Consider the following 25,379-nt stretch of genomic DNA (forward strand, 5'->3'; position numbering starts at 1 on the left):
TTTCAGCTATTTTTGCACTTTGCCATCACTGTTACTGCTCGGATTTTTTATCCCGCATCATCAGATTCACAGCGGATTCTTTGGGATTTTTGCCTTCATAGATAATCTGATATGCTTCGTTGATGATGGGCATATCCACATTGTATTTTTCGGACGCTCTTTTTACAGCTTTTAAGCATTTGATGCCCTCTACCACCATGTTGACCTCACTCATGGCATCTTCCGGCTTCATTCCGCCACCGATTAACATACCGCAACGGCGGTTACGAGAGTGCATACTGGTACAGGTTACAATTAAATCACCCATACCGGAGAGGCCGTAAAAAGTTTCCAATTTTCCGCCCATGGCAACGCCAAGTTTGGCAATTTCGTACATTCCACGGGTCATTAAAGCCGCTTTGGAGTTATCTCCGTAGCCGCAACCGTCGGAAATTCCGGCACATAAGGCAATAATATTCTTCACAGTGCCGCCAAGCTCCACGCCCTTACTGTCGGTGGAGGTGTAGACACGAAAATTTTCATTCATAAAGGCATATTGCACCGCTAAAGACACTTCTTCGCTGGGACAAGCCGCCACAATGGTGGTGGGTAAATCCCGTCCCACTTCTTCTGCATGTGTGGGACCCGATAAGGCACAAACGTGGCTTCCTTCGGGAAGTTCATCTTCGATTACTTCGGTTAACGTAAAGAGAGTTTCCTCTTCTAATCCTTTTGCCACACAAATTGCAATCTGCTTTTCGGTATCAAATAAGGGTGCCACGGTTTTTGCCGTGGAACGAATAGCAAAGGAAGGCACCGCAAACACGATAAAGTCAGCGTTTTTCACGGCTTCCTTCATATCAGAAGTAAACGAAATATTGTCTGTCAGCTTCACGCCGGGCAAAAATTGTTTGTTTTCTCTGTCTCTGGTTAACGCCTCGGTTTCTTCAGGAAAATAAGACCAGATGATAATGTCATTACGCCCGGATAATGTATGTGCAAGGGCACAGCCCCAACTGCCGGAGCCAAGGATTGCGATACGACTCACAACAATCAACACCTTTCCAAGTATCAGTATAACACATCGGATTGAATTTTGCAACCGCTTTTTTTAAAAAAATGAAGAATGAAGAGTGAATAATGAATAATTTCGGTGGGTTGGCGTTGCCAACCATTATAGGATGGAGAACCCGAAAACCAAATCAATCCAAGGAAAGGCTCTCCTTTTAGGAGAGCTGTCAGCAAAGCTGACTGAGAGGTTTTTTTGTGGGTTGTCGGTTTTACCAACCAAAAGGGACACACCTTTTGGTTGAAATTGCGGGACGCCGAGGACGTCGTCCCCTACAATGTGCCCAAAGGGCACCACCTTTTTTATTATTTCTTCTTTCAACCGAACCCGAAGGCGTACCGAGTGTTTTTTATAAGGGGTGTAGGAAAAGGACGCAGAATCAATCAACCAAACCCGATAGGGGTTACCCGAAAGCGTAGTACTGCGTACAGCATAACAGTACGCCGAGAGGTGAGGTTGTTTGATAGCAAAAGGCATTTTAATCCAATTGTTTGAAAAACAATTTCACCTTATAAAACAAAAAGACATGAGTAAAAACTCATGCCTTTCTATTGATTATTCGTAATAAGAGTGCCATATTTTCATGAGGTGCAGGAAAACTGATGCAGAATCCGAAAATTAAATCAAGGCAACGCCTTGACAACGCCCGAAGGCGTACCGAGTGTACGCCGAGTGGTGAGATTAGCGGATTATGCGCGGTTTTACAAGCCTTTACTCTAAACGTTCTTTGAGGTCTTCGGAAAACCGTTCCATCAACTTCTGGATATTCTGGGTAAAATCGGTTAACTCCGCTCTGGACTGCTTATAACGTTCTTTTTCTGCATCCACCTTACGTCTGGCATCTGCAATCATTTCGTCTGCTTCCCGCACGGCATCTTCCACGATTTTGTCTGCCGCACCTTCGGCGGTGAGCAAAGCCCGTCCGATTTTATCACGTTCCATGGTAAACTGCTCTTTCAGCTCGAGAAACTGTTTCTGAAGCTCTTCTTTTTCTTTGCGGAATTCTTCTTTGGCGCTCTCGATTTTTTCGGCTGATTCCTTTTCCACACGGGCAATTTCTTCCTCGTGTGCAGTTTTTTGGGATTTCAGCTTCTTTTCTAAGTCCGAAATGGTATTTTTCTTTTCGGAAAGCTCCTTTTTCAGTTCACGGATATCGTCATCCTTGTTGCGGATTTTCGTTTCCACATCACGGGACATCTGGTCTAAGTAGCTTAATACTTCCTCTTCCTTGAGGCCGCCGAATATGGATTTTTTAAAGCCGTTTACCTGCATATCTCTACACTCCTGATTCTTTTGGTATCGGGAAACACAAGATTTTTTTGTTTCCTGTGCTTTGCCGTATCTTAGGGGAACCGCCCGAATTTATTTCACTTCTACGGTCCAACCCATATCGTCTTCCACTTTACCCCACTGGATACCGGTGATGGTGTCGTATAATTTTTGGGATACAGGACCGATTTCGTTGTTATTGATGAGCATTACATCGTCTTTATAACGCAGTTTGCCAACGGGAGAAATTACCGCTGCAGTACCGGAACCGAAACATTCTTCCAGTTTGCCTGCTTTCTGAGCGGCAATCAGCTCTTCGGCGCTGATTTTTCTTTCTTCCACAGTGTAACCCATTTTTTTGCACAACTGAATTACGCTGTCACGGGTAACGCCGGGTAAGATGGAACCGTTTAATTCGGGGGTAACAATTTTACCGTCAATTTTGAAGAAAATGTTCATAGCGCCCACTTCTTCAATGTATTTTCTTTCCACACCGTCTAACCAGAGCACCTGAGAATAGCCGTCATCGTGTGCTTTCACCTGAGCTGCTAAAGATGCCGCATAGTTACCGCCGGTTTTTGCAAAACCGATACCGCCTTTTACGGCACGAACATACTCGTCTTCAATCCAGATGCCAACAGGAGCCAGACCGCTTGCATAGTACGCTCCGGAGGGAGAAAGAATAATCATAAATTTGTAGGTTTTAGAGGGTGCAACGCCCAAAAATTCATCGGTTGCAATGATGAAGGGACGGATATATAAGGAAGTACCGTCTGCGGTGGGAATCCAGTCTTCATCCACTTTTACCACAGCTTTTACCGCTTCCACAAAATCTTCCACGGGAATGTGGGGAATGCAGAGACGGTCATTGGTATTATTGGTACGTTTTGCATTCATATCAGGGCGGAATAGACGCACTTTACCGTCTTTTCCGCGGTATGCTTTCAAGCCTTCAAACATTTCCTGACCGTAGTGGAATACCATGCAGGCAGGATGTAAGCTCAAGTTATGGATGGGAACGATTTTGGCATCGTGCCAACCGATTCCCTCGGTATATTCCATTTCAAACATATGGTCGGTAAAAATTTTACCGAAGCCTAAGTTGGACTGGTCGGGTTTTTGAGCGGGGTTCTGAGTTTTGGTAATTTTGATTTCCATTGCGGAATAACACCTCTTATAATTTTAGTTTTTTTAAAAGGGACGACCTGATTCTTTCAGAGATTGCTCTCACGAACTTGGTCAATTATATATTATACAACACATTTTTGAAAATTTCAACTGTTTTTGCCGTTTTTTAGAAGATTTTCTTGAAAAAATTTTTCAAAATCATCTTGCTATTTTTCAAAAACTATTGTATAATATACGATGATATAGATTATAGTGAGAGAACTATGCCCACAGAAGGAGAGAATATTCGTGTCAAAAATCAGAATTTGCGTGGATACTGCCAGTGATATTGACTTAAAAACAGCTCAGAAATATGATATCCACCTGCTCCCTATGACCATTACCATCGATCAAAAAGAATATAAAGAAGCTTATGATTTTACCAAAGAGGAATTTTATGACCTTCTGCCCGAAGGGGACGAAATCCCCACCACGGCGCAGATTCCTCCCTTTGAGTTTTTGGATGCCATCAAAGCGGCATATAAAGATGATGTAACCGATCTCATCATCGTTACCATCAATGCCAAGGCTTCTTCCACCAACAATTCCGCCCAGTTGGCGCGGAAAATGTTTTTTGCAGATATGCCCGATTGCAAAATGAACATCACTGTGGTGGATTCCGGCACTTACAGCTATTGTTACGGTCATCCCGTACTCATGGCAGCCAAGATGGCAAAAGAAGGAAAGCCTGCGGAAATCATCTTAAATTATTTGGAAGACTGGTTTTCCCGTCTGGAACTTTATTTCACCGTGTTTGATTTGAAATATGCGAAAAAATCAGGCAGAATCGGTGGCGCAGCTGCTGTTGCAGGGGAACTTCTGGGGATTAAACCCATTATGTGTTTAACCGGCGGCGATTCTGTGACTGCGCAGAAGGTTCGCGGCTTGAATAAAGCAATGGACGTTCTTTGCAACATTGCGGAAGAACGCATCGGTGTCGACAAAAACTATATTATTTTACACGGAAAAAATGACGGTAAGGACTTTTCGAAACTTGCCAAGGATGTGCTGAAAGAAAAACCTGCGGAAGCTGCCTTAATCGGTCCTTGTATTGTGGTAAATGCAGGTCCTGAGGTGCATGGCATTGCCTTTTTGGGCGAAAAACGTGACCAGCAGGTACTTTATTAAAGAGGAACAATATGCATAACATTGAGTTTTATAACGAAGTGGAAGAGGTTTTCTCCCAAGAGGAGGAACTGACCGATTTTTTAAATCAGTGTCTTGACGTGTTAAACCCCGATTTCTCGGTGCTCTTAACCGTCACTGTGACGGATAACGAAACCATCCGTCAGGTAAACCGTGAGCAAAGAGACATTGATAAACCCACCGATGTGCTGTCTTTTCCCATGCTCTTTTACAGCCAACCCGAAGTGCTTTCGGAGCCTTTGCAGGAGTATGATTACGACCCTGAAAGCGGATTGGTCGTGTTGGGGGATTTGATGCTTTCCCACGAGAAAATCGCGGAGCAGGCAGAAGAATACGGTCACACTTATCAAAGAGAGCTTTGTTATCTCACCCTTCACGGATTGCTTCATCTGTTCGGCTATGACCATATGGTAGATGAAGATAAAGTGGTAATGCGCGCAAGAGAGAAAGAGATATTATCGAGAATAATGAAGAATGAATAGTGAATAATGAATAATTGCGGTGGCGCCCTATGGGCGCATGATATGATGCAGGCGAAGCCTGCCACCATAATTCTTCATTCTTCATTTTTCACTATTCATTAAAATTTGAGGAGCAAGTTTTTTTACAAGCGCTATGTTTTAAGAGAGTTGTATGATTTGAAATTTCAATTACCCTAAGAAAGACGAGGATCAAAAGAAAATGTTTGATGCGGTTATCGGGCAAGCTCTTCCCAAAAAGCTGTTGGAAACGGCGCTTTCTACGGGAAAACTGAGCCACGCCTATATTTTTCACGGTGCCGATGGGATTGGCAAAACCACCCTGGCGCTGGAATTTGCCAAAGCAATCGTGTGTGAACATCACACAGGTTGCGGCGTTTGTGCCGCCTGCAAACAGTTTTTTTCCACACAAGATATTCGCATTTTAGAAGGAGATCGCTCCATTTCGGTGAATCAGATTCGGGAATTGACCACCGAAATTTATTTGCAACCCTTTTTGTTTTCCAAAAAAATCTATCTGATAAAAGATGCCGAAAAAATGACTGTGGGAGCCCAAAATGCCTTGCTTAAGGTGTTGGAAGAGCCTCCTCGGTATGCAATGATTTTGTTGGTGACCAATTCCCTTTCAGGTCTTTTACCAACGATTTTGTCCCGAGGGGTGCAAATCCGCTGTCCCCAGCTTAGTCCCCTCGAATTAAAAGAATATTTTACCAAACAGAACTTACCCATTCCTTCCGATGAGGTGTTGGCTTTGTCCAAAGGGTCGGTGACCGAAGCCTTGGCGCTGGCACAATCGGAAGATTATAAGCAAATGAGAACGGCAATCCTTCGGGATGCAAGTTTTTTGATAAAGAACAGGTCTTCGAAAGACGTGGTTCGTTTATACCAAGATTTCCTCACTTACGAAAAAGAAGTTTCTCGGGTGACAGACATTTTGTTGTCTCTCATCTATGATGCTTCTTTGCAGGATAAAACGCATCGGAAAAACGCTGATTGGAGCGATATTCCAAATATCAGCTTATCGGAAGCGTCTGCCTTATATGAGGACGTGAAAGCTTTGGCAAAAGCCCTGGCGCACAACGGTAATTATGCCATTTCTGTGCTGGGCGCCCTCCTTCGTATGAAGGGACATCTCTGTGAAGAAAGGATTTATTAGTCAATGATAGAAGTAATCAGTGTCAAATTTAAAGATTTCGGCAAAGTGTACTACTTTGACCCCAACGGTCTCACCGTAACGGCAGAGGACTCGGTCATTGTGGAAACTGCCCGTGGCTTAGAATACGGAAAGGTTGTCCGTGGGAATTCCATGGTATCCGAAGAGGATTTGGTGCCTCCGTTAAAACCCGTAATTCGTATTGCCACCGAAGAGGATGCCAAACAGTTGGCAGAAAATAAAGAAAAAGAGAAAAAAGCCTTTGGGATTGCAGAAGAAAAAATCAAAAAACACGGCTTGGAAATGAATCTTTTAGAAGTGGAATACACCTTTGACCGCAGTAAAGTGCTGTTTTATTTTTCTGCAGACGGCAGAGTGGACTTCCGTGAACTGGTAAAAGATTTAGCAGGAGTGTTCCGCACCCGAATTGAATTGCGCCAGATTGGTGTGCGTGATGAAGCAAAAATGTTAAAATGCTTCGGGCCCTGCGGACGTCAGTGCTGTTGCTCCACCTTCCTGTGTGAGTTTAAACCTGTTTCCATCAAAATGGCAAAGGACCAGAACTTATCCTTAAATCCCACCAAAATTTCCGGTGCTTGCGGACGTCTGATGTGTTGCTTAAATTATGAACAGGCTTCCTATGAAGATATGTGGAAAGACACTCCCCGCCACGGCTCCATTGTAAAATTGCCCGGTGGCGGCGAAGGTACCGTTATTGACGTGAACGTGATTACCGGCATGATTCGTGCCGTGTCTTCCGACACCGAAGCAGTGGGCACTTATCACAAAAAAGATGTAAAAATCATCAAGCAGGCAGTGATTCGTGATGACCACGACTCTCAAGAAATTAAGGAATTAACCAAAGAATAACAACCATTTTACGACAAAATCTTCAAAAAAAGTTGTAAAAAAAGAGTTGACATTTCACAAAAAAAGGTTTATACTACCTCATAGACAATTTCATATTGTGCTAAGTGAAGGATGCAGGAGAAAGGCGGATGCCTTGCCGAAGGAGTAACTCTCTCAGGCGCTTTTAGCAAAGACTGCAGACGGATAGCGCTCCGGAGAAGTCCCTTTTCCCTCAACCAAAAAGAGGAAAAGACAAAGGATGCCGAAGGTGTAAAGCTTAAAAGAGCTAATCTCTCAGGCAAAAGGACGGAGAAAACAGTCATTTCTTTTGAAAAATGGCTATTTCTGTGTAATGCGGAATATTCGGAGTTTTTATGATTTCATAAGGACTCCGTTTTTTTATTCAAAAATAAAATTTTTTTCATATAAGGAAGGGAAGAATTATGGAATTTTTAAACTGGTTAACAGACTTTAACAGCAAAATCAATTCCTTCGTTTGGGGCAAAGGTTTGTATCTTCTGCTCTTAACAGGTGTTGTCATGACCTTAGTAACAGGGGTATTTCAGATTACCCATATTGGTCATTGGTTCTCCGAAACCTTGGGAAAACTCTTTTCCAAAGACGTTTCCGGGAAAGTAAAAGGAAAATCCATTTCTCAGTTTCAGGCACTTTGTACCGCGTTGGCTGCCACCATTGGTGTCGGTAATATTGCGGGGGTTGCCACTGCAATTGTTGCAGGGGGTCCCGGTGCGGTATTCTGGATGTGGATTGCTGCATTCTTCGGTATGATGACCAACTACTCCGAAAACGTGCTTGGTATTTTCTACCGCAGAAAAAACAAAGACGGCGAATGGTCCGGCGGTGCAATGTACTTCTTAGAAGATGGCCTGGGTAAGAAAAAAGGCTGCAAATGGCTTGGTAAAATCTTAGCAATTTTATTCAGTATCTTTGCAATTTTAGCATCCTTCGGTATCGGCGCAATGGGTCAGATTAACAAAATTGTTGTGAATATGGTCTCCGCGTTTGACATCCCTGCCTTGTCTTCTCACGTGCTGTATGAAGGTGTATCTGTTTACCATTTGGTAATTGGCATTGTGTTATTGGTAATTGCTGCTTTGATTATTATTGGCGGTTTAAAAAGAATTGCCGCTTTTGCAGAAAAAGTGGTACCTTTTATGGTAGTGCTCTTTGTGGTTGGCAGTGTTGCTGTAATTATTGCAAACTATCAGTTGATTGGCGCAGCATTTTCTGCCATCTTTAAATATGCGTTTAGTGTTCCTGCAGCACTTGGTGGTGTTAGCGGTATTGTGGTGAAAGACATTGTAACCCAGGGTTGCAAACGTGGGGTATTCTCCAACGAAGCAGGTCTTGGTTCTTCCGTAATGGTACATAGTAATTCCAACGTAAAAGAGCCTGTACGTCAGGGTCTCTGGGGTATTTTTGAAGTGTTTGCAGATACCATGGTTGTTTGTACAATGACCGCTCTGGTGGTATTAACCTCCGGTATGATTAACTTAGACACCGGTGCTTTGCAGGAAGGTATCACCGATGCCACTTTAGTTGCAAAAGCATTCAACGGTCTTTTTGGTATCTGGGGTGAACGTTTCATCGCCATTGCGATTTTGCTGTTTGCATTCACTACCGTTTTAGGCTGGGATCACTACGGCTCCAAAGCGTGGGAATACTTATTCGGCGTAAAATCCAAAATGGTATATAAAATCCTGCATCTGGCAACCATTTTTGCAGGTGCACTGCTCACTTCTTCCTTAGCTTGGGATATTTCCGACACCTTCAACGGTTTGATGATGGTGCCCAACTTGATTGGGGTATTGGCACTGTCCGGTCTGGTTTATAAAATCACCAGAAACTATGTGGACAGAAAGCTAAAAGGAAAAGATGTAAAACCCATGCTTTCCGCATTCTCCGAAATTCAGGAAGAAATGGAAAAAGACCTGTAAGGTTTTGTATCGGATAATCTCATTTTCCTTATTGCAGAAGACAGTCTTTCATTTTTTGGAAGGCTGTTTTTTGCTTTTTTTGATATTTTTGTGATTTTCTTGACTTTAAAAAATCGATTTGTTATAATGTATAATGAGGTAGCTTAATACAACAGTATAAAAATGAGGCGAATTTATGAATATTATTATCGTGGGCTTAGGAAGAGTCGGTCAGAAGTTGGCAGAACGTTTAAGCTCGGAAAAAGAACATTCTATCACGGTGGTTGATTTAAAACAGTCTGTGCTCTCAGACACCGTAAATTCCTATGATGTGATGGGGATTACGGGAAGTGGGGCAAGCATAGAGGTTTTAGAGGAAGCAGGTATCAAAAAAGCAGATATTTTGATTGCCGTAACCAATTCGGATGAACTAAATCTTTTAACCTGCTTTATTGCCAGAAAATTAAGTCACGTAAGTACCATTGCCAGAGTGAGAAATCCGGAATATAAAGAAGAAATTCAGCTCTTCCAGGAAGATTTGGGCCTTGCTATGATTATCAATCCTGAGCTGATTGCCGCCCGGGAAATGGCAAGATTGCTTCGATTCCCCTCTGCGGTGCAGATTGATACCTTTGCCAAGGGCAGAGTGGAAATTTTAAAATTTAAAATTTCTGAAAAATCGCCTCTTTGTAATTTAAAACTGATGGAAATTCCCCAAAGACAGTTGGGCGGCAATATCTTGATTTGCGGCGTTGAACGTGGGGAAGAAGCCTTTATTCCCGGTGGTGACTTTATGTTAAAAGCAGGGGATTATGTCAGCATTGTTGGCACTGTGCACGATGCCACTCAGTTTTTCAAAAAAATCGGATTAAAAACCGGTAAAGTGAAAAACACCATGATTGTGGGCGGCGGCGAAACTGCGGTTTATCTTGCCCATCTGCTCATAAAAGCCGGGATAGACGTTAAAATTCTTGAGCAGGATTTTAAACGTTGCGATGAATTATGCACCATTGTGCCAAAAGCAACCATCATTCACGGAGACGGCACCGAAAACCGTCTGCTTTTGGAAGAAGGGGTTGATTCCACAGAATCCTTTGTGGCGTTAACCAATCTGGATGAAGCCAACGTGATGCTGTCTTTATATGTAAAAACCCGTACTGAGGGTAAAATCATCACCAAAATCAACCGTACTGCTTACGATGAAGTTATCAGCAATTTAGGTCTTGATACCGTGATTTATCCCAAAGATATTACGGCGGAATATATTTTACGATTTGTCCGTGCGAAAAACAACTCCATCGGCAGCAATATTGAAACCATGCACGAGATTTTAGATGGCAAAGCAGAAGCATTGGAATTTAACATCTTAGAAAATGCTCCCATTGCCAACAAAACTTTAGAAACCCTTTCCATCAAACCCGGTGTGTTAATTGCCTGTATCAACCGTCAGGGCAACATTATCACTCCCCGCGGAAAAGATATGCTGCTCCCGGGAGACACCGTGATTGTGGTAACCGCTCATAAGGGCTTTAACGATATCAGCGATATTTTAAGATAGAAGGATTATTATGAATTATAAAATCATTCTGAACACCTTGGGTTGGGTGGTCAACTTTGAAGGAATCTGTATGATTCTGCCTTTTCTTTGCAGTTTAGGCTTTGGGGAGCAGAATCCCTTCCTCTTTCTCTTTTGTATGGGAATTTGTCTGTTGGTTGGGATTCCCCTCACGTTAATTCGTTCCAAAGAAAAGAATATGTTTGCCAAGGAAGGCTTCGTTACTGTGGCACTGTCTTGGATTCTTTTAAGTATTTTCGGGTCGATCCCCTTTTATTTATCGGGAGAAATCCCCTTGTTTACCGATGCACTTTTTGAAACCGCCTCCGGCTTTACCACCACCGGTGCATCCATTCTGCCTGATGTGGAAGCATTACCAAAATCCCTGTTGTTCTGGCGTAGCTTCACCCATTGGATTGGCGGAATGGGGGTTATCGTATTTTTGGTGGCGCTTCTGCCCTTATCCGGCGGAGACAACATGCATCTGCTTCGTGCGGAAAGCCCCGGACATTCGGTTGGAAAATTAGTGCCTCACGTGAAGAATACCGCCAAAATTCTATACAGCATCTACTTAGGACTCACCCTGACACAGTTTGCTTTGCTGATGTGTGACCCCGGGATGGACTGGTTTACTGCCATCACCCTAACCTTCGGCACTGCAGGTACCGGCGGATTTTCCGTTTTAAATTCGGGATGTGCATCTTATTCCCCCTATATTCAGTGGATATTGACGGCATTTATGTTGATTTTCGGGGTGGATTTCGCCTTTTATTATTGCATCTTGATGCGTCGGTATAAAACGGCATTCTCCATGGAAGAAGTACGCACTTACTTATTCATTGTGATAGCGGCAATTGCACTGGTTTGTCTGAATATTTTCCACATGGTGGGCAACACTGCAGATACCGTCCGTTACAGTGCCTTTCAGGTGGCATCTATCATTACCACCACGGGGTATTCTACTGTGGACTTTAATCTCTGGCCCCAGTTATCCCAGATGATTTTAGTTGCACTGATGTTTGTGGGTGCCTGTGCAGGCAGTACCGGTGGCGGTATCAAAGTATCTCGTGTGCTGGTGCTCTTTAAAAGTGTGTTAAAAGAAATCAGGGTACTCACTCATCCCAAATGTACCACGAAAGTGAAATTAAACGGACGTCCCTTGGAGCATGAAACCCTTCGTGGAATCACCGTGTTCTTTATTGCATACATTTTAATTTTTGCTTTGGCGCTGTTTGTGATTTGTCTGGATAATTTTGATTTTACCACCAATTTTACTGCTGTTGTAGCAACGTTTAGCAATATCGGTCCCGGTCTGGCAGGAGTTGGACCTACTTCCAACTTCTCCTGTTATTCTCCCTTTTCCACCTTGGTGCTCACCTTGGTGATGCTCACGGGCAGACTGGAAATTTTCCCGATGTTGGTGTTATTTTCCACTAAAACCTGGAAACGATAAATTTCGTGGGAATTCCCCACAGATATGAGGAAACTATATGGAAAAATTTCGGCAAATTTTAAAAAGTTTGGATATGCCTTTGCTGAGTGCCGTGTGTATTTTATGTATCATCGGTATCTTTTTGGTGTCTTCTGCCACCGCATCTCTGGTTGGCGGTGACACGCAGGTAATGATTCAGGCAGGCTCCTTCATAGTAGGATTGATTTGTTGCCTGTTTTTAGCCTTTATGGATTATGAATTTTTGGCTTCCAAATACCTTTATATCATCGGAATTGATGTGTTCTTGCTGTTGCTGGTGCTTTTCATCGGTACCGGTGCTGAAGAAGTGGGCGGAAACAGCTGGATTCGCTTTGGTCCCATTGGGATTCAACCGGCAGAAATTGTAAAAATTGGCTTTATTTTATCCTTCGGCTTCCAGCTTGATAAATATAAAGAACGTATCAATGACCCCAAAGTGGTTCTGTGTGCATTTGCACATATTGCAGTACTGGTAGCATTGGTAATGATGCAACCTGACTTTGGGACAACTATGGTCTTTGTTGCCATCTTCCTTGCGTTGATTTTTGTGGCGAAAATCAGCTGGAAATACCTGGTAGGACTGGCAGGCGCCGTTGCTGTCACCATCCCCGTGCTATGGTTGTTTGTTTTTAAAGACTATCAGAAAAACCGTATTTTAACCTTCTTAAATCCGGAGCTGGACACTCAGATGTCCGGTTATCAGGTAATGCAGTCCAAAACTGCCGTAGGCGCCGGACAACTCTTCGGTCAAGGTCCTTACAAAGGTATTTTAACCCAGAATAACTTCCTTCCTGCCAAACACACCGACTTTATCTATGCAGTTGCCTGTGAAGAATTCGGTTTTTTGGGCGGAATCATCATTTTGGCACTGATTTGCTTTATTGTGTTCCGTTGTTTCTATATCGGCTACAACGCCAAAGACCACTTGGGTGCTTTCATTTCCATCGGCGTTGGTACTATGTTCTTAGTCCAATCCTTTGAAAACATCGGTATGACCATCGGTTTAACTCCCGTCACCGGCATTACCTTGCCCTTCTTAAGCTACGGCGGCTCCTCCATGGTTACCAACTTAATTGCCATCGGACTGGTACTAAACGTCAAAATGAAAAATAAAAACCTATCTTTTATATAGGTAGGGGCTTGAAAAACCGCGCCTTTCCGTCTTTACGTTCACTTGCGTACACTCGGTACGCGGCGTTCTCTGAAAGAGCGGAAATGCATCTGTTTTTTCGCGCCCTATTGTATGAAGGTGGGGGTTTGAAAATCTTCCTCTAACCCAAAAACCTCATCGCTCGGCGTACACTCGGTACGCCTTCGGATGACCCCTTCGGGCTCGGTTTTTGAGTTATAGATTGATTTTCTTCACCCGATTGTATGGAGGTGTGGGCTAATAAAACAGCACCTTTCCGCTTTTACGTTCACTTGCGTACACTCGGGTACGCGGCGTTCTCTGAAAGAGAGCAAATGCATCTGTTTTGCTTTTGAAAAGACGGAATTGGAAAATTCCGTCTTTTTTCATAAATTTTTTTCTAAAAACTTATGAATAACTACTTGAAAATCAGAAAAAACTATGTTACAATTAAGAATCATATTATTTGAAATGACATTTTAGGAGGGATATTATGGATACCAACAAAAGACCCGATACCATGGAACGTATCACCACAAAAGAACTGGCAGACAAATTTATCGCAGAGCAGGTTGCCCTTGTTCAGCAGCAGGTAGGCGATAAAAAGGTTCTGTTGGCTTTATCCGGCGGTGTAGACAGTTCTGTTGTGGCAGCGCTGTTAATCAAAGCCATCGGCAAACAGTTAGTTTGTGTGCACGTAAATCACGGTTTGATGAGAAAAGGCGAATCGGAAGATGTTATCGAAGTGTTCCGCAATCAGATGGATGCCAACTTGATTTATGTGGATGCTACCGACCGTTTCTTAGATTTACTGGCAGGAGTTTCTGACCCTGAGAAAAAACGTAAAATCATCGGTGGCGAATTTATCAAGGTGTTTGATGAAGAAGCAGCCAAACTGGAAGGTATTGAGTTTTTGGCACAGGGTACCATTTATCCCGATATTTTAGAAAGCATCAAAGCGGCAGAAAGCGGCAAACCCGTAAAAAGCCATCACAATGTTGGGGGCTTACCCGACGATATGGCAATGGAACTGGTTGAACCCGTGAAACTGCTCTTTAAAGACGAAGTTCGTGTGGTTGGGGAAGCGTTAGGTCTGCCCCACGCTATGGTATACCGTCAGCCCTTCCCGGGTCCCGGACTGGGCGTTCGTTGCTTAGGTGCTATCACTCGTGACAGACTGCACGCATTAAGAGAAGCAGACGCCATCTTAAGAGAAGAATTCGATAAATGCGGACTGGCAGAAACCGTTTGGCAGTACTTTATTTCTGTGCCCGATATGAAGAGCGTTGGCGTGCGTAACGAAATGCGTTATGAAGGCTGGCCTGCAATCATCCGTGCGGTAAACACCGTAGATGCTATGACAGCCACCATCGAAGAAATCCCCTACGAAGTGCTTCATAAAATCACTGCGCGTATCACCTCCGAAGTGGAAGGTATTAACCGCGTTCTTTTCGACTTAACTCCCAAGCCGACCGGCACCATCGAGTGGGAATAATATTATAATCAAAAAGCCCTTAGCGATAAGGGCTTTTTTTAAACTGAAAAACTATCAAATTTTATAACGGAAAAGAGGTTTTACAGAATGAAAAAAATGAAGAAAATCTTAGCGTTACTTGTTTGTTTTATGATGATGTTCTCTTGTGCATCTTTGGTTTCGGCTACCACCTACTCAGACGCACAAGCTGCAGAGCAATTGTTGGTTGATTTTTGCAATCAAAATGGTTTGGATCCTCAATATGGAAGCCATGATGCAGAAACACTTCTGGCAGACCTTAATTATGACGGCATTCCGGAATTGTTATTTTCCGAGTCCATCCCGGATTACGGTCTGACGGTGTATCAGGTAAAAAACAATCAGGTGGTGGAACTCCCCAATAAAATCACAACCAGACCGGAAAGAGGAGAAAATGACATTGAGCTTCTGATGGACGATACCGGAGCGTTAAGTTTTTATTTCTTTTATCGTAAGCCTGCCTTTGAAATGGGAGAGACTGATTCTTTAGAGCACGTGATTTACAGTTGGTCAGAAAGTGGCTTAACTCCCACTCAATATTTGGGTTATTTTGAATATATGGGTTCTTCCGGCTTGGTTCAGGAATATACCACCGATGTCCGTGCAGATTCCAACCCGTACCTTGCTAAAATCCCGACCGACTTTTCCCTGTTCAGCGAGAAAAATAATGAATACTATGAGAAAACGGCTCTGTATAGCGTGTGGAGATGGAGCTGGATGAGTTCCATTATGCAGCCGGTGGGGCTCACCGATATCTGGAATATACAGAAAGAACGGTATTTTAGAAAATCTGCAGACTCAGAAAACTATGCAATTTTGCAAATCGGAAATCCTATGATGAATGTCTTTGGCACCTTCAAATCCATTGACGGAGAAAACGGTACTGCTCCCATGATTTTAAATGGCAGAACCATGATTCCCGTTCGGGCAGTTGTGGAAGAAATGGGCGGAAGCGTAGCCTGGGATGGAGAAACCCGGACGGTAACTCTTTCCGGCAAGGGAATTACTCTGGAATTGGTAATCGACAGCACCACTGCTTATGTCAACGGTGTTCCTCAGACGTTGGATGTGGCACCTGTTATTCAAAATAACAGAACCATGTTCCCTGCCCGTTTTATTGCGGAAAGCTTCGGTTATTCTGTTGCGTGGAATGAAATTCCCCGGGCGGTTGTAATCACTGGCACAAATTAGTCTCAGTAATGAAACGATAAAAAAGCATCGGCATTGCCGATGCTTTTTTCGTTATTGTTGTTTGTTTTTCAGAAATTCAATGGTATTTTGCCATAATTTAATTGTATGCTTTGAAATTAAGATGCTAAGCAGGAGAGGTACACTAATTACTGCATATCCGAGTAAGACTGCAATAGCTCCTAAGAAAAAATCCTCGGGATTATACCACCAGTAGTGAAATGCATCCATCACAAGTGAACCAATCCATATGGTTGCGAATAAAGTAAGTGCTCCAAACGAAATCCAAGCGAAAATCTGCCAAAATTTATGGTGTTTTATCACTTTTTTCAGTTGTTCTTGCAATAAATCCACCTTGGAATGTTGGGTAGGCATTTGATATCCACATATAGGGCAAAACGGGGTTTCGCAGTTCGTGCGGCATTTGGGACAAGTCCACATAGCTAAAGGGTCCTTTCAGAATCATTAAATTTTGTATCTTAAGAATAGTATAGCACAAGAAATGCTTCCTGTCAATCGGGATAAATTCGATGGTTCTCATCCATCTTTTACAAGAGCAGAATGATTTCGATGTTTCTTATTTTAGCGATATACTCGCTTACGCTCGTACGATATATTTGCTTCGCAAATTCGATATGTTTTTTGTTTCACGATAAAACTCGCTATGATATAAATCTCGTTGCCGCAAGGCAACATATCGTGCCGTCAGGCATATCGAGTGCGTTAGCACATATCGAAAATCTCGCAAGAGATTTATATCGATGAAAAAAGACTATTCCGAAGAATAGCCTTTTTTCTGGTGGAGGGAGATGGATACTCTGCGCCTCTTGATTTTCCGACCGCTCTTAGCGGTGAGCGAAAAATCTTCGTTGCTCGAGACTTCGCAGTCCAATTGCCGTTGGCACTTGTCTGCTTCGACGAACCAATTCGATGGTTCTCATCCATCTTTTGATAAAAAGAAAAGCACCGACAAACGTCGATGCTTTCTGGTGGAGGGAGATGGATTCGAACCATCGAAGCAAGATGCAACAGATTTACAGTCTGCCCCCTTTGGCCACTCGGGAACCCCTCCATATTCAATTGAAAAAGTGGAGCTGGTGATGGGACTCGAACCCGCAACCTGCTGATTACAAATCAGCTGCTCTGCCAATTGAGCTACACCAGCACAGGCCTGGGAAAAAGTTCAATCATCAATTTCACCTTAACGATTATAACATAGGTGGTCCGGTTTGTCAAGCATTTTTTTTATTTTTTTTTCAAAGTGACATTTTTCCTTGGAAAATCAAGGGTTTAAGAGGGGAAAAATTCGTGCAAACTAAAAGAAGATACTGATTTGGAGAGGATTTTTTATGGCTTACAATAAATTTTTCGTTATGATTTTGGTGTTGGCAGCTGTTTTGTTTTCGACGATAATGGTTGGACTTGGTGCTTGGTGCTCCTACCGTTACATTTCGCCTGCAGAGCGGGTACCGGAAACAGTCACCGATATTGCAGACGCCGGACGGGTAAACGCTTTGCTGCTGACGACCGACGATGCGGGACTTCTTTCCGATACCGTGACGCTTTTGTCTTTTGACCCCCACCGTGAGCGCCTGAACATTCTTTTTATTCCCAAAGATATCCGTGTCCCACGGGACGGCACTTTATATCAGTTTCATACGTTGTATGCTATGGGAGAAGAAGGCAAACGTTACGAGGAGCCTGTTCGTTACGTCAAAGAACTGACGGGGCTTCCCGTCCATTATTATGCAGTGATGCATCCTGACGCACTTCGGACGGTTGTGGATGAGCTGGGCGGGGTCTGGATGGATGTGCCGAAGCGGATGTATTATCGGGATTCCAAGCGGAATCTTACCGTTGATTTATCTCCCGGATATCAACTTTTAGACGGGGAAAAAGCAGAACAGTTTACCCGTTTTCAGGCGGGATACAGCGATGGGGAGTCAGAACGAATCAAGGCCCGGCAGATGCTTGTTACCGAGTTGATTAATCAGAAGGCAAAACCGCGGTATCTTGGGAAAGTACCCCGGTTGTTGCAGGTGCTTTCCAGTCATGTGGAAACAAACTTAAAAGTCGCAGATTTCTCCCTTTTCCTGCAATTTTTCGGAAACTTTTCCGAGATTACTGTTTCCACTTTCCGGATGCCTGTTTTAAAGGAGTTAAAAAACGGAATTTCCTATGTGATTTGTGACGAGGAAAAAACCCGTCAACTAATCCGTCGGGAATTTTTGGGACAAGAGGAGAAAAAACGTTGATTTTTTGGGGAAAAATCCCATAAAATATGGGAAAAACCAACAAAAATTTATTGACATTGGGGAAAAACTGTGCTATACTGAAAATATCATCGGATTTTGGAACATAGGTTCCTGAGGGTGAGAATCACGACCGCTTGATTTTTTGGAAAATTCCATCAAGCCAAGGCCAGACGGACAGCCGGGTCGAACGCCGAAACGCCGAATTTTGAACGCAGAATTCGGTTGGTAGGGATAACCTGCCTTATTGATTGAGTTAGAAGCTCAAATTTTATAAGTTGGTTCCTTTACAACCATGTGCCAAAAACAGCGCACACATCGACTTGTGAAACGGTCAATAAGAGTACGCGGATTAAACTCTGAAACCTATTTCAAACCGGCAAAAGGGAAATACCCTTTTTGTCTTCGGATTAACCTTTGCAAGCGGTGTGTCAATCAGACATACCGTTTTTTTATTGTGAATACAACAAGGCTCCGGGGCACCCGACTGCAATCTTTGATTGCTTCATCGGGTCGGGTTCTTATTGTGAATACAACAAGGTTCCGGGGCACCCGACAGCAATCTCTGATTGCGTCATCGGGTCGGGTTCTTATTTTTGCAATTTTTCTAACTTATACAGAGAAGGAAGAAACCTCTATGGAACAGACGAACATGACGAAGAAAATCATCGAACTTAAAAATATCTCCAAGGAGTTTGAAGGCGAACAGGTCTTACGCTCCATCAATTTGGATATTTATGACAAGCAGTTTGTAACCCTGCTTGGTCCTTCCGGTTGCGGAAAAACCACCACTCTTCGTATTGTAGGCGGTTTTGAGGTTCCCAATGAAGGGGAAGTGCTCTTTGAGGGCAAGCAGATTAACGATGTGCCTGCTCACAAGCGTCATATCAACACGGTGTTTCAGAAATATGCGTTATTCCCTCATTTAAACGTGTTTGAAAACGTGGCATTTTCCTTGCGTCTTAAAAAAATTCCCAATGCGGAAATCATCCGCAGAGTGAAAGAAATGCTGGAATTGGTTGCTCTAAAAGGCTTTGAAAGAAAGAACGTGACTAAGTTATCCGGCGGGCAGCAGCAGCGTGTTGCTATTGCAAGAGCGTTAATCAGCCATCCCAGAGTGTTGCTTTTAGACGAACCTTTGGGTGCTTTAGACTTAAAACTTCGTAAAGACATGCAAAACGAGCTGAAAAAAATCCAGAAGCAGACCGGCATCACCTTTATCTACGTTACTCACGACCAGGAGGAAGCGCTCTCCATGTCAGACGTGGTGGTGGTTATGGCAGAAGGAAAAATTCAGCAAATCGGTTCTCCCACCGATATTTACAATGAACCTGTAAACGCGTTCGTTGCAGACTTTATCGGCGAAAGTAACATTTTAGACGGTGTGATGAATGAAGATTACAAGGTAACTTTTTCAGGACATACCTTCCAATGCGTGGATAAAGGCTTTGCACCGGGCGAACAGATTGATGTTGTGGTGCGTCCCGAAGATGTGGATGTGGTTGCTCCCAAAGACGGGATGCTCACCGGTACGGTTACCTCTGTCACCTTCAAGGGTGTTCACTATGAAATCATTGTGGATATTGACGGATTCAAATGGATGATTCAGTCCACCGATTTTGTGGACGTGAATGCCAATATCGGCGTATCCATTGACCCGGATGCCATCCACATTATGAAAAAATCCGAATTCTCCGGTCAGTACGGTGACTATTCCACCTTCTCCGACGAAATCGACGAGTTGTCTAACACGGAAACGGTAGGTGATTAGGATGCAAAATTCGAAAAGCAGTTTTTTGGGGAAGATGACTGCAGCACCCCATATTCTGTGGTCAGTCCTGTTTATCCTGGCACCCCTTGTTTTTGTGATTTATTATAGCTTCACCGATGCCAACGGCGCCTTTACTTTTGGCAATATTTTAGCACTGGAAGAACATACCAACACCTTCTTTTTATCGATAAGTCTATCGGTGATTGCCACTTTTATCTGTTTTATCATCGGCTATCCTTTGGCATATTTTATTGCAGGATATAAGGAAAAATCCCAAAAAATTATGATTACCCTCTTAATGCTTCCCATGTGGACCAATCTGTTAATCAGAACCTACTCCATGATGGCAATTATGGATGACGGCGGTTTTTTGAACACCATTTTAGGTGCATTAAACTGGGGAAAAGTACATTTAATCGGCACCAAGGGTGCTGTGATTTTCGGGATGGTGTATGATTTTCTGCCCTATATGGTGCTTCCCATTTACACCATCATCTCCAAATTGGACGTGAGCCTGACAGAAGCTGCCCGTGATTTGGGTTGCAGCCAGATGCAGGTGGTAAAAAAAGTGATTCTTCCCTTATCCAAATCCGGAATCATTTCAGGGATCACTATGGTGTTTGTGCCTTCCATCTCCACCTTCTACATTTCCCAGAAGCTGGGCGGCGGCACCTTTGAACTCATCGGTGACACCATTGAACGTCAATTTCAAAATGTTTCCACCTACAACGTAGGGGCTGCCATTTCTTTGGTTATGATGATTCTGGTATTGCTCTCTTTAGCCATCATGAACCGCTTCTCAGAAGAGGAGGCTTCGTAAAATCGTCACATTTTTCGTTTTTCTTCCTTTGCGTACACAAAAGTACGCGGCAGTCAGAAAATTCACAAAATCTGTTCGATTTTTTCATCAGCCTCATAGGAATGGAGGAGGCGGGCTAAAAATCAATGAATATTGAATAATGAAAAATGAATAATTGCGGTGGCAGGCAAAGCCTGCATTATAATGTTCCCAAAGGGCACCACCATTTTTATTCTTTCATTCTCCAATACATAGAAAGTAGGGGACGATGCCCACATTGTCCCGCTATACTGCAAGCCTGACGAAATTTTGTGTTGTATCAAACAACGGGCAGATGTAGGCATCTGTCCCTACTTGCAGAATTCCAAAAAATACATCTGTTTTCCATAATCCCCATTGGAATGACTTGATATTAGCGGAAAAAAACAATTCAGATTGTGCGGCTTTTGTGACCGACGCATACTATGTGTATGCGAGGGAGCAAAAACGTGCAAGATGTTTGTTTTTAGACGCGGTAATACATAGAAAGGTAAAAGAGCAAAGAATATGAAAATTTTCTCTAAAATCTATACTGCTTTAATTTTCATAATTTTATATATCCCTATTTTAGTGCTGATGATGTTTTCCTTTAACTCCACATCCAACACGGGTGCTATGACAGGGTTTTCTTTCTATTGGTATTCTGAGCTTTTTAACAGTCCCGAAACTTTCACTGCATTGCAAAACACATTGGTGCTTGCTATAAGTGCCGCTGTGATTTCTACCGTAATTGGTACGGCTGCGGCAGTTGGTTTAACCAAATTTCGTAAAAATTACTGGAAAAACTCTGTGATTTCCATTACCAATATCCCGATGATGAATCCTGATATTGTAACCGGGATTTCTATGATGCTCTTGTTCGTATTTATCGGAACAATGCAGGGCAGCGACGAAAAGCTCAGCTTTTTTACCATTCTGATTGCACACGTTACCTTCTGTTTGCCCTATGTGATTTTATCCGTTCGTCCCAAGCTGTTATCTATGCCGAAATCTTTACCCGAGGCAGCGCAGGACTTAGGTTGCACACCCCTGCAGTCTTTCTTCCGTGTGGAACTGCCCAACATTATGCCCGGTGTTATTTCCGGCTTCATTTTAGCATTTACCTTATCCTTAGACGACTTCGTAATCAGTTATTTTACCACGGGGAATGATTTTCAAACCCTGCCTTTGTTGATTTATTCTATGACCAAAAAAGAAGTAAAACCTGATATTTACGCTCTTTCCACCATTATGATTGTGGCGGTTACCACACTTTTGATTTTGTCCAATCTGTTTTCCAAGGAAAAAAGCACGGAAGGAAGGTTGTCTATCAAATGAGAAAAATTCTTTCCATCTTCTTAGCCTTGCTGTTGTGTGTCACCGTGTTGCCCTTATCCGGTTGCCAAACCAAAAGCGAAAAACTCACCTTAAATGTGTATAATTGGGGCGAATACATTTCCGACGGAAGCGAAGACACATTGGATGTCAACAAGGAATTTGAAATTTACTGTCGGGATGAGTTGGGAATGGAGGTAGAGGTCAACTATACCACCTATGCCAGCAACGAAGATATGTATAACAAGTTAAAAAGCGGCTCCACCACTTATGATGTGGTGATTCCCTCTGAATACATGATTGAAAAAATGATTGCAGAGGATATGCTTTCCCCCTTAGATTTTTCTAATATCCCCAATTTTCAGTATATTGATGACGGATTTAAAAATCTGTTTTATGACCCCGAAAATCTCTATTCCGTCCCCTACACCTACGGAATGGTTGGTATTATTTACAATGATACCATGGTAAATGAGGAAGACCTGGGTAGCTGGGATTTACTTTGGAACGAGAAATACAAAGGAAAAATTCTCCAGTTTAACAATCCCCGTGATGCCTTTGGCACCGCCATTTACTGGGCAGGGGAAGACGTAAACTCCACCGACCCCAAGGTGTGGCATTCTGCAGTGGAAAAACTGAAAGCTCAGAAGCCTTTGGTTCAGAGCTATGTGATGGATGAAATTTTCAATAAAATGAAAAACGGCTCCGCTGCTGTGGCTCCTTATTATGCAGGGGACTATCTTACTATGTATGACGGTAATGACAGCTTAGGCTTTTATTATCCCGAAGAAGGCACCAACGTGTTTGTGGATGCTATGTGTGTTCCAAAATGTGCCAAAAATCAGGAATTGGCAGAAATTTATATTAACTTTATGTTAGAAGAAGAGGTTGCCATTGCCAATGCCGAATATATCGGATACGCTTCTCCCCACAAGCTGGTGCGGGAAAACGAAGAGTATGTGGAATATATGGTAGATTGGCACGAGGATGCAATGGAGATTCTTTATCCTTCCGGCAATCAGGATATAAAAACTGCTTATTACGAAAGTCTGGCCCCCGCCACTTTAGAGCTTCAGAACAGTCTTTGGGAAACCTTAAAGATTGAAAATGCGGTGGAACCCTGGATTTATCTGGCAAGTGCCACGATTGTGGGCGCATTGCTCTTATTCTTCTTATATCGTATGATTCGCAAAAAACATCGCGACAACTATTAAAACTCGGGAGATATTTGCATGGATAGCTTGGAAACCAATGTAATTTTAAAATTTCAAAGACTTTGTGACTGCTGGCTTTGCGAGGATTGCGGTTGTGAAAACTCCATCGTCGATTCTGTCTGCCTTGTGTGTGGTGCCAACCGTACCGGTGATGATCTTGTGCTTCACGCAGGAGAAGAAGGGCCCGTGAATACCGATCGTGTTGACCGCGGTACTGGTGGCGGCAGAATTAGCGGAGGAACCGGTGGCGGCAGAATCAGCGGAGGAACCGGCGGCAGAACCGATGGCGGACTTAGCGGCAGAACTGGTGGCGGCTATAGTGGTGGACCTGTTGGCAGCTATGATGGCAGCTATACCGATACTGGCTCAGGAAGTAACATCGGACTGATTGTGGCAATTATTTTTATCGTGATTGCAGTTATCGCTGTTTCAGTGGGCATTTTATTATACCAGTAATTTTTATAAATCGAACGAAAGTAATCGGAGGAACCATTATGCTTTGTAATCAATGTGGAAAAAATAATCCCTTCGGCGTAAAGGAATGTACCTATTGCGGTGCATTTATGCCTGCCCAGGAAGCCTGTGGCGGCTTTGCCGATATTTTAACCTATCAGCCTCCGCAGGGGCAGCAGCCTGCTCAGACTGCTCAGCAACCTGCTCAGTTCAGTCAGCAAGCACCGGCGGCAACTTACTCAGCAAGCGGATACCGGGCAGAGTATGGTCGGGAAAACCCCTTCCGCAGACAGCTTGTGAAACAGCGGAAAATTTCCAATATTTTGCTGATTATTTCGCTGGTACTGGTGGTTGTTACATGCTTTTGTGTAATCAATTTTGGAAAGACCAAAGAAAAACTTTCCGATACCGAAACAAAACTTTCCACTCAGGAGAAAATTAACAGGCAGTTACAGGAACAATTGAATCAGCCGGCTCAGCAGGCGAAAGAGGGCCAAATTCCTCCCAATGTTGAGACGGCAAAAAGAAAAGCTGTTGAAGACAGTAAACAAATTGCGAAGAAAGCACTGGAGCTTTTGACAGGTAACAGTGCAGGCACCGGTAATGGTGAATTGATGAATCGGGTTCCTGCAGCTGCATCTCCCGCATCTACATCTGCAGCAACTCCCACACCTACCCCTGGAGTAAATCCCGAACCGTCTCTCACAGCAACTCCCACACCTGCCTCTGGAGAAAATTCCAACTCGGCTGTCGCAAGAAATTCTGCTACCAGTGAGGAAAAATTTGCAAATAATGATAAGCAGAAACCAACTGAGACCAATACTGATGTAGCTGTAGATTCCGCTCAGTAACAGTAATAAGGAAACGTAAAACAGGATACATAATAACGTAAATAAGAATATTTCAGGAGGAAAAGAAAATGGCAAGCAATTATGGTAATTTAACTTATAACGTGGATATGGTGTTTTGTATCGACTGCACCGGTAGTATGGATCATATCCTTGATATTGTAAAAAATAACGCATTAAACTTCTATAATGACGTTACCAGCGTTATGGCAAACAAAAACAGACATATCACTCAGCTGCGCGTTCGCGTGGTTGCATTCCGTGATTATCTGGCAGATGGCGATAAGGCAATGATGGTAACCGATTTCTTCCGTCTGCCTCAGGATGCAGCAACTTTTGAACGCTGCGTAAGAAGCTTAACTGCAGACGGCGGCGGAGACGACCCGGAAGACGGTCTGGAAGCGTTGGCATATGCCATCAAATCCAAATGGGATACCTCTTCCGTAAAGAGCCGTCAGGTTATCGTGGTTTGGACTGACGACAGCACTCATCCCTTAGGATTTGGTGCAAGCAGTCCCTATTATCCCAAAGGAATGGCAAAAGATATCCGTGAATTATCTTCTTGGTGGGGTGGACCTCAGGAAGGCGGTTTTATGACTAAAAACGGAAAACGTTTATTGTTATTTGCTCCCGATCTTCCCGATTGGAATGTGATTTCTTCCAACTGGGATAACGTGGTGCATTTCCCCTCAGAAGCAGGAAAGGGTCTGGATACCGTAAGCTATCAGCAGATTTTAGATGCGATTTCCAATTCTATTTAATTCAATTTGCATAGTTTGGAAAAG

The 25,379-nt window shown here is 43.3% G+C and carries 22 protein-coding genes, 2 tRNA genes and 1 riboswitch; of the genes, 18 read left to right on the plus strand and 6 right to left on the minus strand.

The genetic code is table 11. The features are described 5' to 3' along the window. Positions 1 to 31: 31 nt before the first annotated feature. From E7413_01475 to E7413_01485, 3 genes are all read right to left on the minus strand, one after another. Positions 32 to 1,027, minus strand: a complete 996-nt coding sequence (locus tag E7413_01475) for an NAD(P)-dependent glycerol-3-phosphate dehydrogenase (GenBank protein ID MBE7018542.1) — start codon at positions 1,025 to 1,027, stop codon at positions 32 to 34. Positions 1,028 to 1,759: 732 nt separating this feature from the next. Next, on the minus strand, positions 1,760 to 2,320 hold the full coding sequence (locus E7413_01480) for a hypothetical protein (protein MBE7018543.1): 561 nt from the start codon (positions 2,318 to 2,320) through the stop codon (positions 1,760 to 1,762). A 90-nt stretch (positions 2,321 to 2,410) separates the two neighbouring features. Then, complete coding sequence (locus E7413_01485; protein ID MBE7018544.1) at positions 2,411 to 3,475, minus strand: branched-chain amino acid aminotransferase; 1,065 nt, start codon at positions 3,473 to 3,475, stop codon at positions 2,411 to 2,413. A gap of 216 nt (positions 3,476 to 3,691) precedes the next feature. Between E7413_01485 and E7413_01490 the strand changes: the two genes are divergently transcribed. The 10 genes from E7413_01490 to E7413_01535 all read left to right on the plus strand — a co-directional run bounded on the left by E7413_01490 (position 3,692) and on the right by E7413_01535 (position 15,907). After that, entirely contained in the window at positions 3,692 to 4,612 is a 921-nt protein-coding gene (locus E7413_01490; protein MBE7018545.1) for a DegV family protein, read from the plus strand. Positions 4,613 to 4,623: 11 nt separating this feature from the next. Then, positions 4,624 to 5,112: an rRNA maturation RNase YbeY gene (gene ybeY, locus E7413_01495; protein ID MBE7018546.1), complete on the plus strand. Its 489-nt coding sequence runs from the start codon at positions 4,624 to 4,626 to the stop codon at positions 5,110 to 5,112. Between the two features lie 199 nt (positions 5,113 to 5,311). Continuing rightward, on the plus strand, positions 5,312 to 6,265 hold the full coding sequence (locus tag E7413_01500) for a DNA polymerase III subunit (GenBank protein ID MBE7018547.1): 954 nt from the start codon (positions 5,312 to 5,314) through the stop codon (positions 6,263 to 6,265). Positions 6,266 to 6,268: 3 nt separating this feature from the next. Then, complete coding sequence (locus E7413_01505) at positions 6,269 to 7,132, plus strand: stage 0 sporulation protein (GenBank protein ID MBE7018548.1); 864 nt, start codon at positions 6,269 to 6,271, stop codon at positions 7,130 to 7,132. A 181-nt stretch (positions 7,133 to 7,313) separates the two neighbouring features. Then, a riboswitch (glycine riboswitch) is annotated at positions 7,314 to 7,431 on the plus strand. Between the two features lie 123 nt (positions 7,432 to 7,554). Further along, positions 7,555 to 9,069, plus strand: coding sequence for an alanine:cation symporter family protein (locus E7413_01510; GenBank protein ID MBE7018549.1), 1,515 nt, complete (start codon positions 7,555 to 7,557; stop codon positions 9,067 to 9,069). Between the two features lie 175 nt (positions 9,070 to 9,244). Next, the gene (trkA, locus tag E7413_01515) at positions 9,245 to 10,606 is read left to right on the plus strand and encodes a Trk system potassium transporter TrkA (GenBank protein MBE7018550.1); all 1,362 of its coding nucleotides are present in this window, start codon (positions 9,245 to 9,247) and stop codon (positions 10,604 to 10,606) included. 10 nt (positions 10,607 to 10,616) lie between these two features. Further along, positions 10,617 to 12,056 carry a TrkH family potassium uptake protein gene (locus E7413_01520; GenBank protein MBE7018551.1) on the plus strand — a complete coding sequence of 480 codons (1,440 nt, stop codon included), beginning with the start codon at positions 10,617 to 10,619 and terminating at the stop codon, positions 12,054 to 12,056. A 37-nt stretch (positions 12,057 to 12,093) separates the two neighbouring features. After that, positions 12,094 to 13,206, plus strand: a complete 1,113-nt coding sequence (gene rodA, locus E7413_01525) for a rod shape-determining protein RodA (protein ID MBE7018552.1) — start codon at positions 12,094 to 12,096, stop codon at positions 13,204 to 13,206. A 490-nt stretch (positions 13,207 to 13,696) separates the two neighbouring features. Then, positions 13,697 to 14,698, plus strand: coding sequence for a glutamine-hydrolyzing GMP synthase (guaA, locus tag E7413_01530; GenBank protein MBE7018553.1), 1,002 nt, complete (start codon positions 13,697 to 13,699; stop codon positions 14,696 to 14,698). 87 nt (positions 14,699 to 14,785) lie between these two features. Further along, positions 14,786 to 15,907 carry a copper amine oxidase N-terminal domain-containing protein gene (locus E7413_01535; GenBank protein ID MBE7018554.1) on the plus strand — a complete coding sequence of 374 codons (1,122 nt, stop codon included), beginning with the start codon at positions 14,786 to 14,788 and terminating at the stop codon, positions 15,905 to 15,907. 51 nt (positions 15,908 to 15,958) lie between these two features. Here E7413_01535 and E7413_01540 read toward each other — a convergent pair whose 3' ends face one another. The 3 genes from E7413_01540 to E7413_01550 all read right to left on the minus strand — a co-directional run bounded on the left by E7413_01540 (position 15,959) and on the right by E7413_01550 (position 17,069). After that, positions 15,959 to 16,279, minus strand: a complete 321-nt coding sequence (locus tag E7413_01540) for a hypothetical protein (protein MBE7018555.1) — start codon at positions 16,277 to 16,279, stop codon at positions 15,959 to 15,961. Between the two features lie 612 nt (positions 16,280 to 16,891). Beyond that, positions 16,892 to 16,976: transfer RNA gene (locus E7413_01545), tRNA-Tyr, on the minus strand. 17 nt (positions 16,977 to 16,993) lie between these two features. Further along, positions 16,994 to 17,069 (minus strand) — tRNA-Thr (locus E7413_01550). Between the two features lie 184 nt (positions 17,070 to 17,253). Here E7413_01550 and E7413_01555 point away from each other — a divergent pair. The 8 genes from E7413_01555 (at position 17,254) to E7413_01590 (ending at position 25,355) form a co-directional block, all read left to right on the plus strand. Then, positions 17,254 to 18,159 (plus strand): LytR family transcriptional regulator, encoded by a 906-nt coding sequence (locus E7413_01555; protein MBE7018556.1) that lies wholly within the window; start codon positions 17,254 to 17,256, stop codon positions 18,157 to 18,159. A 649-nt stretch (positions 18,160 to 18,808) separates the two neighbouring features. Beyond that, a complete protein-coding gene (locus E7413_01560) occupies positions 18,809 to 19,927 on the plus strand; it encodes an ABC transporter ATP-binding protein (protein ID MBE7018557.1) in 1,119 nt (372 codons plus the stop codon). A gap of 1 nt (position 19,928) precedes the next feature. Then, positions 19,929 to 20,747, plus strand: a complete 819-nt coding sequence (locus tag E7413_01565) for an ABC transporter permease (GenBank protein MBE7018558.1) — start codon at positions 19,929 to 19,931, stop codon at positions 20,745 to 20,747. 525 nt (positions 20,748 to 21,272) lie between these two features. Then, positions 21,273 to 22,082 carry an ABC transporter permease gene (locus tag E7413_01570; GenBank protein ID MBE7018559.1) on the plus strand — a complete coding sequence of 270 codons (810 nt, stop codon included), beginning with the start codon at positions 21,273 to 21,275 and terminating at the stop codon, positions 22,080 to 22,082. Continuing rightward, positions 22,079 to 23,293 carry an ABC transporter substrate-binding protein gene (locus tag E7413_01575; GenBank protein MBE7018560.1) on the plus strand — a complete coding sequence of 405 codons (1,215 nt, stop codon included), beginning with the start codon at positions 22,079 to 22,081 and terminating at the stop codon, positions 23,291 to 23,293. The genes E7413_01570 and E7413_01575 overlap by 4 nt, the downstream gene beginning before the upstream one ends. An 18-nt stretch (positions 23,294 to 23,311) precedes the next feature. Then, positions 23,312 to 23,749: a hypothetical protein gene (locus E7413_01580; GenBank protein ID MBE7018561.1), complete on the plus strand. Its 438-nt coding sequence runs from the start codon at positions 23,312 to 23,314 to the stop codon at positions 23,747 to 23,749. 38 nt (positions 23,750 to 23,787) lie between these two features. Further along, a complete protein-coding gene (locus E7413_01585; protein ID MBE7018562.1) occupies positions 23,788 to 24,597 on the plus strand; it encodes a hypothetical protein in 810 nt (269 codons plus the stop codon). A gap of 68 nt (positions 24,598 to 24,665) precedes the next feature. Beyond that, entirely contained in the window at positions 24,666 to 25,355 is a 690-nt protein-coding gene (locus tag E7413_01590; GenBank protein ID MBE7018563.1) for a VWA domain-containing protein, read from the plus strand. Positions 25,356 to 25,379: the final 24 nt, after the last annotated feature.

The sequence above is a fragment of the Oscillospiraceae bacterium genome (genome assembly GCA_015068645.1).
Lineage (GTDB): Bacteria > Bacillota > Clostridia > UMGS1840 > UMGS1840 > SIG452.